The 13,186-nt window shown below is 53.6% G+C and carries 11 protein-coding genes; 2 read left to right on the top strand and 9 right to left on the bottom strand.

Annotated features, from left to right (window positions below; genetic code table 11):
• Window positions 1-67: 67 nt before the first annotated feature.
• Window positions 68-583, top strand: a complete 516-nt coding sequence (locus ACIQT8_RS16610) for a disulfide bond formation protein B (protein ID WP_400967277.1) — start codon at window positions 68-70, stop codon at window positions 581-583.
• A gap of 28 nt (window positions 584-611) precedes the next feature.
• Here ACIQT8_RS16610 and ACIQT8_RS16605 read toward each other — a convergent pair whose 3' ends face one another.
• Window positions 612-1,169 (bottom strand): HNH endonuclease, encoded by a 558-nt coding sequence (locus tag ACIQT8_RS16605; protein WP_138793500.1) that lies wholly within the window; start codon window positions 1,167-1,169, stop codon window positions 612-614.
• A 388-nt stretch (window positions 1,170-1,557) separates the two neighbouring features.
• Between ACIQT8_RS16605 and ACIQT8_RS16600 the strand changes: the two genes are divergently transcribed.
• A complete protein-coding gene (locus ACIQT8_RS16600) occupies window positions 1,558-1,866 on the top strand; it encodes a hypothetical protein (protein ID WP_400967274.1) in 309 nt (102 codons plus the stop codon).
• A 58-nt stretch (window positions 1,867-1,924) separates the two neighbouring features.
• On the opposite strand, the gene ACIQT8_RS16595 is transcribed toward ACIQT8_RS16600, so the two are convergent.
• The 8 genes from ACIQT8_RS16595 to ACIQT8_RS16560 all read right to left on the bottom strand — a co-directional run bounded on the left by ACIQT8_RS16595 (window position 1,925) and on the right by ACIQT8_RS16560 (window position 13,125).
• Window positions 1,925-3,478, bottom strand: coding sequence for an O-antigen ligase family protein (locus ACIQT8_RS16595; protein WP_400967272.1), 1,554 nt, complete (start codon window positions 3,476-3,478; stop codon window positions 1,925-1,927).
• A gap of 52 nt (window positions 3,479-3,530) precedes the next feature.
• Window positions 3,531-4,148, bottom strand: coding sequence for a hypothetical protein (locus ACIQT8_RS16590; RefSeq protein WP_400967269.1), 618 nt, complete (start codon window positions 4,146-4,148; stop codon window positions 3,531-3,533).
• Between the two features lie 275 nt (window positions 4,149-4,423).
• Window positions 4,424-6,658: a polysaccharide biosynthesis tyrosine autokinase gene (locus ACIQT8_RS16585; protein WP_400967267.1), complete on the bottom strand. Its 2,235-nt coding sequence runs from the start codon at window positions 6,656-6,658 to the stop codon at window positions 4,424-4,426.
• Between the two features lie 258 nt (window positions 6,659-6,916).
• Window positions 6,917-7,678 carry a hypothetical protein gene (locus ACIQT8_RS16580; RefSeq protein WP_400967264.1) on the bottom strand — a complete coding sequence of 254 codons (762 nt, stop codon included), beginning with the start codon at window positions 7,676-7,678 and terminating at the stop codon, window positions 6,917-6,919.
• Window positions 7,679-8,113: 435 nt separating this feature from the next.
• Window positions 8,114-8,845 carry a metallophosphoesterase family protein gene (locus ACIQT8_RS16575; protein WP_400967261.1) on the bottom strand — a complete coding sequence of 244 codons (732 nt, stop codon included), beginning with the start codon at window positions 8,843-8,845 and terminating at the stop codon, window positions 8,114-8,116.
• A gap of 140 nt (window positions 8,846-8,985) precedes the next feature.
• Entirely contained in the window at window positions 8,986-10,098 is a 1,113-nt protein-coding gene (locus ACIQT8_RS16570; protein WP_400967258.1) for a glycosyltransferase family 4 protein, read from the bottom strand.
• A gap of 299 nt (window positions 10,099-10,397) precedes the next feature.
• Window positions 10,398-11,804, bottom strand: a complete 1,407-nt coding sequence (locus ACIQT8_RS16565) for a hypothetical protein (RefSeq protein ID WP_400967255.1) — start codon at window positions 11,802-11,804, stop codon at window positions 10,398-10,400.
• A gap of 124 nt (window positions 11,805-11,928) precedes the next feature.
• Complete coding sequence (locus ACIQT8_RS16560; protein WP_400967252.1) at window positions 11,929-13,125, bottom strand: glycosyltransferase family 4 protein; 1,197 nt, start codon at window positions 13,123-13,125, stop codon at window positions 11,929-11,931.
• Window positions 13,126-13,186 lie beyond the last annotated feature (61 nt).

Genomic DNA, 13,186 nt, shown 5'->3' with positions numbered 1-13,186 from the left:
CCATCGCGCCCGCCTTCTTTGATCCCGTTCTGGGTATCGCTTCTTCGCGAAGTTTGAGGAAAATTACATGGCCAATGCAACGTCCGCAGACAACAGCCGCACCCTTGCCGCGCTGGCAGTAACGGTGGGAATGATTTTTACCGTTGGTTCCGCACTGGGGTTTCAGCATATCGGAGGCTATACGCCCTGTGCGCTCTGCCTGTTGCAGCGAGACCCTTATTATTACGCTATCCCGATCGGTATTCTTGCAGTCGCGGCCAGCGTTTTCAGGCTTCCTGCCGGAATCACGCGTCTACTTCTTCTGCTCATCGGAATCGCGATGCTGATTGGTGCCGGAATGGGTGCCTATCACGCCGGCGTTGAGTGGGGTTTCTGGCCAGGGCCGATCACCTGTGCCACCGGCGCACCCTCAATCACCACAAATGCAGGCGATCTGCTTGGCAATCTCAACGCGATCAAGGCACCGTCCTGCAACGACGCAGCGCTTCGCGTGCTCGGCTTGTCTTTCGCAGGCTGGAACGTCATTGCGAGCCTCGCTCTTTCGGCCGTTGCGTTTTTTGGTGCAAGCCGGAAAAGCGCCTGATCAGAAACGAAGCTGCGACCCTTACAGATCAGGGTTGCAGCTCCGTGTCCCAGTAAAGATAGTCCATCCAGCTCTCGTGCAAATAATTCGGCGGAAACGACCGCCCATTATTGTGCAAATCCTGAACAGTCGGCTGGAAAGGCCTCTGATAGGGGAACATGCCCGCCTGCTTGGGAAGCTTGCTCCCTTTCCTGAGATTGCATGGTGAGCACGCTGCCACGACGTTGTGCCAGGTTGTTTCGCCGCCATGAGCGCGCGGAATGACATGATCGAACGTGAGATCATCCCGAGAACCGCAATACTGGCACTCGAACTTGTCACGCAGAAAAACGTTGAAGCGCGTAAATGCAGGGTTGCGGGTTGGTTGCACATAGGTCTTGAGGCTGACGACACTCGGCAGCCGCATAGAAAAGCTGGGGGACGAGACCGCGTGATCGTACTCGGCAATAATGTTCACACGGTCTAGGAATACAGCCTTGATCGCGTCCTGCCAGGACCATAACGACAAGGGGTAATAACTCAGTGGCCTATAGTCTGCGTTCAAAACGAGCGCCGGCAGGGCCTGTGGTGAAACTGCAATCGTCAAGGGCGTCTCCTGACCGATTCGGCATCTGCAATTCATATATTAGGGCCGTTGTTACAGGATTGTGAAGCCTATAAATGAAGCTGCTTGATGGCTCTGTTTTATGCGCCGATTTCGCCTGGAAAATCGGACCTGAAGCGACCTTGCATATCGCCCTGCCGAAACGAGGCATTGCCTGCGCATTGCACTGATAAAGCCTCAAATCCTTGTTTTTTCGATGGCGTTTCAGACCTTAGACAAAGTATTCTTTTTTACTGATCGTTTTTATCTTGTTCCGCGCCAATCTCTGTTCCCTTCGGCAATCGAACTTTTGCCTTTGCACGCGAAATTTATTTCGAACCGGACATCTATACTGTAGAATAACCCTGACCTCCGCAGGAAGGCGAAGACAATGAACAGGCACTCACCTCTCAAACTTGCTCTCGTCGCAACGGCAATCACTCTCGCTGTCGGCAGCGGCGCTCATGGCCAGCAGTACGAGAATCTTGAAGTCACCCCAGATGGACGCGGTGGTGCGCATGGCACCTACGGCAACCAGAATTTCGAGATCTATCGTGGGTCTGGTCAACCACCGAGCGGTCACATGGGGGGTAACAGACTGGGAACCCGGACTGAACGTCCGACGCAGCAGAGGGGCAATCGCGGGGCAACCCAGAACAGTTGCTTTGTCGACGGCAACGGCAACAGCTTCTGCAATTGACCCGGTCTAATATGCCTCATGAAAAGTGAGCGCGACGATGACTGACATAACGCACCTGTTATCGGTCCAGACCGGATGCGCCAGCCGACACCACCTCAATAGGCAGACTATGCATCTCCTGTTCACCGCTTGCACCGTTTGAAGAACGGCGTCTGCGTTTTCCTTCTTGTCCACTCGGGCGGACGCAAATCGTCACAAGTGGTGCCACAACAGTAGCAAAACTGATGGCAAACCCGGGGATCTGGATCGAGAAGTCAACCAATGAATGGAGCGCCAGAACGAGAAGGAGCGCAAAACCGAGATTACCGGCAAATCGGTAACGTTTGCGCTTGCGCATTCCCCGCACAAAAACCAGCATCAATGTTGTGACAAAGACAACAGTCAACGGAACAAAGAACCAGCCAAAGGCGATCATGCCTTCCAGATAAACGTTGTGCGCCCGCACCAACAACGTATCGATGCCGCATGCAGGGTTATGATAGGGAGCATAGGCCTGCGCGAAGCTCGCCAGTCCGGTACCCCAAGGTAAATTGTCACTCAATACCGTGAGAATACCTGGCATGAGGCAAAAGCGAGCATCATCGAAGCCGAGCGCTGATGCACGCAACAGAAGTTGCCCTGAAAACACCAGTGCCATCAGCACCACGACGACAACGATACCGATCAGTACGACGAGACGCCGACGACGCGAGGCTCTTACCGCTCCGGGAACACTGTGCTTGGCCAGATAATCAGGCTTCAGCACCATCATGGCGGACAGGAAAACGAGACCGGTAAGACCAGCCGCCACCCCACCCCGCGATTGCGTGAGGACAAGCGCCAGAAAGACGACGAGGCAAGAGCCGCCCCACATAACTGCACGCAGCAATCTGCGTCGGTCCTCCGCATAGAGTTTGATGTTGCTGTTGGCCATTGCCCACACCCGCGGCAGATCTGTCTGCGCGGCCGCGCGCCAGAAATGGGACAAGGCGACCAACAGCATCACGGAGAAAAAAGTCGCCGCCGTATTGCGATTGACGAAAACGCCTGTGAGACTATCGCGGTAATAAAGCTTTTCACTCAGCAGAAGCCGTGACGGGAAGGCCAGGAACTGGACAAGCGCGAGAAAGCTGATGACTGCACCACCGATCGCGAAGACTCTCAGCGCCGCCCGTGCCCGATCGTCCGTATCGAACAACACAAGGGCACTGATGAAGAAACCAAATGGCAGTGCCACCGAAAGCAGCGCAAAACGGTCGTCCGCAGGCGTTATAGACGCAATCAGGTCGGGTGGATGAGATGTGAACAATCCAGCCGACTTCCAGGCGGGATGAGCAGAAAACATACCCGGAATCGTCTGAAGATATACCAGCAACATGACTGTGAGCAGCAACAGGCAGGCAATCGTAACAATGGTGCGGGCATGCGGCGGCACGCCGAACAGCAGCAGCGCGACGCAAAGATGCGCAAAAATCGCCGGTGCCAGTGTCGCCCTCATTTCCTCACTAACTGCACCATAGTCTGAGAGGCCAAAGAACAGAGCAAACCAGAACGCGACAACGAGCAGTGCGTGCGCGGCGTCACGTGGCCTCAAAAGGAAGCTGAGAACCGCCTGCACCATCCGCCCGGTCATGCCAGCCGCTGACGTTTTCCGATGACGCCCAGTCACAACGTCTGGGAATAGATCAGTTTCCCGTGGTGCAGACATCGCCGACCTTTCCGCGAACCCCCGTACCGGCCCGAGAGCACAGCAGCGCAAAATCAGCCCGACGTGCCGTTGCTGTCATGCTCAAGGCAGGTTCGGACAACCGTTTCCAGAATGCAACGCGGGCCTCAAGCACATCTGGATCGGCGGGTGCCAGCAATTGCGACATGTTTGTCAGCGCTGCGACCTCCTCTGCAAACGGCACCTGAAGCGAACGTATCATCGCCAGGCGCAACCAGAACTCCCCATCCTGAGGCAGACAGGTAACGCCGTGGCGGAGATAGTGTTCGGCAAAGGCAAGTGTCGCTTTCCACTCCTGCGGCGCCTGAACCTCGCTCTTGCGATCAACATCCTGCAACAGCAGCCGCATCCCGGCTTTTAGAATGGTCGAGCGGCAGACGTTTCCATTGACGATAGCAGGCAATTTCTCAACAGCCCGGTCCAGCGCCCTGTCGGAAATGGAGCCACTCCGTCCCGCAGCAGTGGCGAGCCTGGAAAGAGAGGAGAACTTTGCAGTCTCGATAAAAGCTTTTGTAGAGATTGTGAAAACGCAGCAGGTCACAATCAGCACGAGACCCGCCGACAAGTGGCGTGTCACGAAACTGCGCCAGTGACTGGGCTGACTTCCCCTCAATGCGATAACCCTTGAAAATTCATTCTAAAAATTATTGATGCTTATCAGGTAGATGCCCTACAAAAGGAACACCTCAACCATCCTTGCCACCGCTGAAGCGATTATCTACGGCTTGGTGCGGATCAAATTCCAATTGCCGAAATCGACGGGAAACGTCTTTGACGCTTGCAATCGTCCACGGACATCAAACATTCCGGCGAGGATTGCCTCTGGCTTGACGACAGAAGCAATCCCCATTCTCATTTTTCGTCGTGATAATATCCAGTGTACCGAGAGTTATAATAATCGCCCGAACCATAGGCCCGATAGAGCTTGAGCTTCTCGAGATCGACACGGTTGAGAATAACGCCAAGGCATTTGTCGCGGATCACCGGTTCATGTACCAGCACGTTGCGAACCGCACGGCGCGCTGTCTGGCCCCACTCCACGACAAAAATGAAGCCATCCATACGCGTACCGATCGCGCGAGCATCGATGACCGGCCCGAGCGGCGGAAGGTCCACGATCACATAATCAAATTCGGCACTGAGATCGCTAAGCAGCTTGCGCATAGCCCCCGACATCAGCAATTCGGAGGAGTGTGTGACACGCTGCTTTACAACGGTTGGCAGGAACGCCAGGCCAGTCTTCTGATTGAACAGAAGCGCATCGCGATAATCGACACCATCCAGCAACACTTCAAGAAGCCCGGCCTTGGCGTGGCGCCCCATGGCTCTCGTTGAGCCGGGATTGCGGATATCGGCGTCGATCAGAACGGTCTTTGCGCCCTGATTGGCAAGAAGTTCGGCAAGGTTGGCCGAGATGGTCGACTTTCCCTCGCCCGGCAACGTCGAAACAACACCAATGACGCGGCACTGCTTCGACGGCAGGTTGAGATCAATGGCGAGCCTTGCGCTTCTTAGCGTCTCTGCCATTGAAGAAAGCGGATACTCGATAACGTAGTCGGAGACGCTTGAGGTCTTCAGAACAGCGCGGCTCTTGTCAAAGCCGTCAGCGGCGTTCGAAACTGGTTTACCGTCAATTTCGTTCACGTTGCCAAGGAATTCCTGCCCAAGCACCTCGCGCACCTGATCTCCCGTACGGAAGAAGCGGTCCCTGAATTCGCGGCCGGCGCCAACGCCCATACCAACGACACCACCCAAGAGTGTAAAGAATGCCAGGATTAGCGGTTTGACGGGCGAACTTGCCCGGTTCGGCGGCGTCGCATTGGAAATTACGCGCGCTTCAGTGACAGGGAAGGACTGTTGCTGAACCGCTTCCTGATAGCGTTGCAGGAATGTCTGGTAAAGGTTCTTGTAGGTTTCGGATTCGCGTTGCAGTTCACGCAACTGAACCTGCGTTTCGCTGGCCGTCGAGGAAACATTACTGGCCTGCTCTACACTTTCCCGCAACTGCTGTTCGCGCGCGGCATCGACTTCGAGATCGCTCTTGTAGCTCTGCGCAACGCGGCTGACTTCTTCGAACATCAGGCGTTTGTATTCCTGCATTTCGTTACGCAAGCGAACGGCTTGAACATGCTGCCTTCCAAGACGAGCGGAGATTTCCGCCTCGGTCTTCGAAGACTCCAGATATTTCTTGCGCAGATCGTTGGCGACCGTGCTGTCAAGAATATCGGTAACAACGGCATCCACTTCGTCCGAAGACAGGATCGTTTCAATCCGCTGCAAACGAGCCCGCGCTTTCGCCGTATCCGATTGCGCTGCGATGAGTGCACTGTTCAGTTCAGAAAGCTGTTGGTCGGAGACAAGACCATTACCAGCCTGGACAAGGCCGTTGGTGGCACGGAACTTCTGAACGGCAAGGTCTGTTTCGAGTGCTTTCTGGCGCAGTTCGGCAATACGATCGCTCAGCCAGTCGCTGGCACGCCGTGTTGCTTCGTATTTCGAATTCAACTTATCGAGCAAATACTCCGATGCGATCGTGTTGGCGACATCCGCAGAAAGCTGCGCCGATACCGACGTATATTCAACTTCAAGGACATAAGTCCTCCCAAGGCGCGAAACATCGAGATTGCGGAGCAAAGTATCTGCCGCGAGCTGACGCTTCCGATCGGCCTCGTCTTTCGCATCCGTCTCACTTTCAGCGGCAAACCAGCCACCGATATTGAGAACTGAGCGGATTGCGCCAACCGCTGCGCCCATGATCGAACCGCTACCGGAATTGAATTGTGGATTTTCCGTCAGGTTCAACTTGTCGACGACAGCAAGGGCGATCGTGTCAGACTTCAGCACTTCCACCTGGCTGAGAACGGATGCTTCCTCGTCCGCAACAGCGCCGACAGTCGAAAGTTGCTCAACCACCTGTCCATTTGTCCGGTCGATCAGAACTTTCGCTGACGCCGTATACAAGGGTACCGCCGTCGCGAGATAACCGGCACCAAGTAAAATGGCGGTAAAAACAGAGACAGCGACAACGCGCCACTGTCTCTTTATCACAGCGAAAACAGCGTCAAAATCGCTGAGTTCGAACTGCATTGGCTCATCAGGTTGATGGGTGCTTACATTTGTCAGGTCGGGTCTGTGGAGCAATTGCAATTCTCACCTCGTAACAAAAGTTCGGTTCAAACTGGCGATCCGGCTCCAAGCTTTTTTCAAAAGCCGACAACCGGAGCATCACACTCCTCCGAAGTCTTTTTCTCAATAAAGGCATTACATAAAAACAAATTTGAATATTACTTCTGACAATGACTTGCCGAGGTAAGGTCGGGGAACCGGCGTAAAGCCGGGTCCACATTATTGCAGAACAGGGCTGGTCTCAGCCGTTGTACCGGTCGTCGCCGTTGATGTGATCGTTCTCGTACGGCTTGTCGGCGCCCCCACGCCAGCAGTCTGTGTGACCGGTTCCGATGTATTATTTTCACCACCACCACTGAACGGGCTAGTCGCGCTACCCGTAATGTCTCCGCCGCCACCAGCGCCAGCACCAGCGGCTCCCGCAGCGCCGGCAGCCGTCAGCAATGTGTTGTCGAGAAAGGCTTCAGAAAGAGCGAGCGGCGCGTCACGCGACGTCGCCTGCGTCTGGATGGCTGCAGCAAGCGTAATATCTCCCCCAGCCGCGCGAAGCGTGTTTGCCGCCAGCGCAAGCCCTTCACCAAATACTTCCGATAGCGGAATAGAGTTCGTCTCGCGGGCAACAGAAATGATCGATGCGACATTGCCTGGTTCTGCCAATGCAAAGGCAGACGCCTGCTGAGCAATGACAACAGGCTCCGCATCGGCGGCCAGGGTCAGCCCCTTCATTAGCTCCGCCGCCAGCGTACGCGGCGTGCCCTCGGCAATGGCAATCGTCACCAGCGCCCCAAGGTCTCCAGGCGTCGCCTTCAAAAGACCCTCAGTTGCTCGCGAAATTTCCAACGGACTGACGTCCATGACGCGTTTGAGAAAATCTCCGGCAGCTTCCCCTTCGGCGCGAGCCAGTGGCGAAGGGGCTTGCACGTCTTGTGCGACAGGTACAGTTTCGGTCGGCTGTGGCTCGACGGTCTGAGCTTGCGCCATTCCCCAAGAACCAACACCAAAACCAAGAATAGCAGCAATAATAAATTTATTATCAAAATACCCAAACAAGAAATATACCTCTCAGGCTTTACCCGGAAATCATATGCCACGCTCTCCACAGCGCTTCAACCCGAGCAGGACGAACCCGCTTTTTCGATTGGCATGTCGTCCGAAAGACCGTTCCCCAGCCTAGAAAAAAAATTCAAAAATCAACAAAAAAAGAAACATAAAATCGACAATCCGAGAATCTTGGAATTATCTCCGCCAGATTCACCCATTAATCATATATAAACGAATTTTGATCGGCTGCCAACTCGGCAGCGTGCGAAATGCACAGTCCTCTTCATTGGCGCAATAATCGGCACATATTTCTCAACTGACCTTCTGCCTATGCAAAAAAGTAGGTGCGATGTGCCGATGCGAAAGCGTAACGCGTCAGACAAGAAGCGTTGGGCGCTCACCTTTTACTTTTAACACTGTGAGCCGGCCGGTCGTGACGGCACCGGTATCGATACCGATCCGGCCCGGACCAACCTGTGGCGCCTCCACAGGTGTATGGCCATGAATGACAGTGAGCGGCAAGCGTGACCCCTCCACCAAAAACGGTTCACGAATCCACATCAGATCCTGGTCAGTCTGCCCTTCAAGCGGTATGCCCGGCCTGACGCCAGCGTGAACGAAGAGATGTTTTCCTGATCTGAGAGATACAGGCAGATTGCTCATAAACTGGACATGCTCTTGGGGAACGGCTGCGAACATGGCACGCCTGAATTCTTCCTCAGGCCTTCCACGCCCACCGAGAAAATAGTCTGCATCGACACCATAGGAAAGAAGTGTCTGACGACCGCCAAAATCCAGCCACCAGAGATTGCTGCGAGGATTTCGCATAAAGTCGAGAAATGCGTCTTCGTGGTTGCCGCAGATGCAGACACGTCTGATATTTTCAGGTGGACGCTCCAAAAGATGCTGAACCACACCTGCAGAATCCGGCCCGCGATCGATATAGTCGCCGAGCATGACAATAACGCCTTGCGCGTTGTTCCTTTCAAGATCGAGCATGATCTTACGTTCAGCGTCCAGCAACAGGTCAAGGCGGCCATGCACATCACCGATCGCATAAAGCGGGAACGGCGCAGCCACGTCACCCAAGTCAATCCTTCTGCGCAACGGCTTTTCCGATACCTTGATGCTGCGGCGGATAAATAGTCTCGTCAGTACCTTCAACATTAAGCGGTGATACTCTGCCCTATCGCGTCTTCATCCAGCACGGAACCGCCAGTGCGTGGCAGCCCGTTAACACAGTGATGCTATCGAGAGAATTCCTCTGCCGATTGCACTGTCGCGGCGCGATATTTCGACCCGACCATTTCTGTATAGACTGCGTCGATTGCCCGCACCATACGGTCAGATGTGTATTCAGCAAGAAAGCGCGTGTTGCCGCGTTCACCCATGTTGCGAAGATCTTCAGCGTCAAGATTTGCAAGGAAATCATGCAGGGCGCGGTCGTCTTCCGGGGGGACGAGATAACCAAATCCGCCATTGCCGAGGATTTCCTTCAGGCCCCCCACAGCCGATGCAACGACCGGCTTGGAAAGACGCATGGCTTCCACGGCAACAAGGCCAAAACCTTCCCAGCGGGAGGGAATAACGATAATGTCGCTGCTCTTCATCTGTGCCGCCACACCATCTCGATCCAGCCAGCCGAGTTTGGTGATGGACGGTGGAAATTCTTCCACTTTGAGGTTACCGTCAACAGCCACCTCACCGACGAGGCGTACACTGATACGGTCTTCCAGTCCATGCACAGCCTTGAGCAGAACGTCTAGCCCCTTCTGGTAGTCAAACCGCCCCGCAAAAAGCACCTTGCTGCGGTTGTCCTTCCACTCTGCCGCTTGAACACTCGGCACATCCTTGCTGATGCCATTGGCAATATAACGCAGCCTCTCGGGCCTTACGCCAAGTTCAAGTGCCCGCTTATATTCGTATTGAGAAATCACGATGATCTCATCCGGCAGCCTGGCCAGCAGGCGCTCAGTGATTTCTGCGATCGCACGTATGCGATGGGCGCTCTTCATATCCACCGACCAGCCATGCGGGCAAAACGCGATTTTTGCGCGTCTGGAACATCGCAACGTCCTGACGATCAGACCTGCAATCGATGAGTGGGCATGGACGACATCAGGTTTGATCGACATCAACGTCTTGACGTACTGATGCAATAGAAAAAGCGTACCCCAGAGCCTGCGTGGACGATGAAACGTGATAATGCTTGGCCGTGCAGCAACAACCGACGGATCGAGAAACGACATCTGAGATTCGGGAATAAGAAGAACAATGTTCTCGGCTCCATACTCCCGCACCTGATGAGGTATCAGCTCGGCAAGATAAGAGCCTGTCCCGCCAATTATGCTTTCGCACACGTGTAATATCTTCATTATGGCAGTAAGCTCTAAATTTAATAAATTAAGTTTTGGATCGAATTTATATAATTATAAAATAGACAGCTCATTCTCGGTCTACGGCACGCCACCACAACGCCTGCCCAAAAATACACTTCCGATAAACGCACTTAAAAATCGAATTATTACGGAGATTAAACTTAACTATCCAATAGAAACAAAGAAAAAACCATCGACAGCATATCTCTCTACAATATCACGGTAAAACCGTTGTTTCCATGCAGAAAGTTATTTTACACCCGTTTGCACCGGAAATGTGCTTATCCGGATACATTGAATTTCAATTCGGTCGGACCTCTTTGCGGAAAATCGAGTATCACGGGTTCCGGACCAATCTGGATAGTATCTCCCGTAAACGCCAACGGTCCGTTACATAGAAGCTTTGCTGTCGGCCTGTTGGCTGCGTCCGCAATCAGTTCAGCAGTTCCGGTGTTCGCCGTCGTCCACGCTACGAGGCGCATGCCGGCAGGCGTTTCAAGTTGCAGTGTAAAAAGATCGGGATGCGGACGTTGGAGGGCATATCGCTTGGAGCTTTTGATAAGCTTTACAGCTTCACGCACCGCGCACGCCTCAGGTTTCGGTTTGTAGTCGTAGTCGTAGAGCCCAAAATTATCCTCGAGATCGTCCTCCTTCTTTCCCGAATTCTTGAGCTGGTAAACCCAAGCCCCCTTCAGCCAGGGAGTTGCTGCCGACCAGAACAAAAATTGAGCCATGTTAGCAGCCGCAAGCTGCGGCTCGATGCCGCAATGGTGTTTGGCAGTCGGCCACCCAAATTCGGTAATGTAGATCGGGCGAGGCGCATTCGGGGAAATTTCAGATTGAAGTTTTTCAAGCCTATCGACCATCTCTGTTGCGGTGCGTTTGCGCAAATCGCGTTCACACTGATTGTAGAGGTGCAACGACAGCGTGACCTCTGGCCCAGCAGCAACCTCTCGAACCATGGCTTTCGTCCAGTCCCAGGTCATGTCCTCACCAACGGAACCGTAGAGGATCGTCGCTGACGGTGCTGCTTCGCGTGCGATCGGCAAGGCAGACTTGGCAAGATTTGCGTAGTGGATGGCCGCACGTGGATCATCCGGTGTACCAGCACCTTGAACGCGCTTTTCACGCCGCACTGCATTCATGTTCCACTCGTTCCATATTTCATAGATCGGCTTGAACTGTGCGGTCGCGTTCATGACTTCGCGAATGAAATTATCAAAATGTCGCCGGGCATCATCTGTTAGAGGTGGATCACCATTTAGAATACGCCTGTTCGAGTAACCGGCAATCAATAGTGGCTGTTGCGGCGCCATTTGCATAAATGCAAACAGTCGGGCCGGCTGACCATTCCCCCTGCCATCACCATCCGGATCGAAAGCGCCCCAAGGTATGTCGTCACGGTAAGAATCAACACCAAGTTCGTTGATGGCTTCTAGGCTTTTGTAACCAACATAATTATGGTTTCCACCGATTCCAAAATGCGTACCAACCCCAGTAATCAATGGTGACGGCCGTTCGACCAGCATAGCTCGATCAACCGAGATCTTGATATCCTTGCTCGCAGCACTGTCGCATCCAGCGAGTGCAAACTGACAAGCAATCAAGGGAAAAACTATGCTGAGCCGCGTCATCCGATAAGCTCCGTAAAACATATAAAAAATCAAATAAGCAATATCAAAAAACATAACACTGCCGCACTTAAACAAAAAGCGGCCTATTTCTATTAACCGAATTCATTTCACTGCGCCACCTGAAAGCAAAAACTTCTCATTACCTACCCAAATCATGCAATGAACGCTTTACTCATCCCTAAAGTGTAGTCATGAGAGTCTTGTAGACGCTCCTGTAGCTTATCAATAGATCTGCAAAGGACCGACATGTGTTAGCTCGCGATGCGAGCACCTCATTGGCATTAGACAGAAGCACCGGCTCCGAAAGCAACTGCGCCAGTATATCCCGAATTGCTTCTACAGTCGGCTGCACAATCCAGCCGGTCACACCATTCTCGATACCCTCAGAAATCCCCCCCCTAAAGCTGCCAATCACCGGACGGCCCGCTGCAAGAGCATCGAGAATGACCAGCCCCGCTGGTTCCTCCCAAATCGATGGCGCCACGCATACATGGACGTCATGATAAAACTCCACGGGATCGACAAAACCCAAAAACTGAAGGTTGGCGCTTGGCGCAAGTTGGCGCAGACGAGCCTCGTCTTCAGCCGTAATAGAGCCAGCCAGTTTCAACGCGAGCTGTTCTGAAGGCAATTCTCCGACAGCCTGGATCAGCCGTTGGACGCCTTTTTCCTCGGCAAAACGACCGATGTAACCGACCTTTAGAACACCCTCGTACGGTACCGGCTGCTCAAATCTTATCGCGGGGTTGGCGACGTGGTGAATGACGTGGGAGCTTGTGCTGTCAAAAAGCCCCTCGCTCTGATGGATATCAAGTGTCCTCCGACTGACGCTCGTAACTGCATCAATCAAACGCGTTCGCTGCCGCCTTTTTTTTGTGAGCAGTGAACACGCCACACAAGCATGCTCGCAGGGTTCAATCGCATTGAAGCGCGTACACTTGGGACAAATCAGATAATAGTCGTGCAGAGTATGCACGATTGGTATGCCCAGTGCGCGTGCGACGTTCCAGACGTCGGCGTTGTGTCCGTTCAGCGTGTGGGTATGAAACACATCCGGCTTGAACTCCTTGAGAACATCCCGAACGAGGCTGGAGGCTTGTCCGCGATCATCTATCAAATGCCACGCCATCCGTGCCAGAGGGTTCTTGTTTGCCTCGAATGGCGGGAACAGGTTTCGGATTGGTAGAAAATGCACGGTAACGCCGTTGGCAATTTCCTGTCTTGCCGTTCCGTCCAATGCAATCCGGATAACGATGACGTCGTCACCCGTCGCTGCCAGTCCCTCGGCGAATTGCCGCAGAAACATTTCCGCACCACCGAAAACCCAAGGTTCCTTTGGTGTGGGGTAAAGTGCTGAACAAAGGGCAATGCGCACGTTTTAACCTGACTGGAGCAATCAGACGGTTTCGATCCCCTGCCCGCTCCCTAAAATGCCA

This window comes from Agrobacterium sp. NPDC090273 (assembly GCF_044772305.1).
Taxonomy (GTDB): Bacteria; Pseudomonadota; Alphaproteobacteria; order Rhizobiales; family Rhizobiaceae; genus Agrobacterium.
Note: the sequence above shows the minus strand (reverse complement) of the source record. Positions and strands in the feature narration are given on the sequence as shown.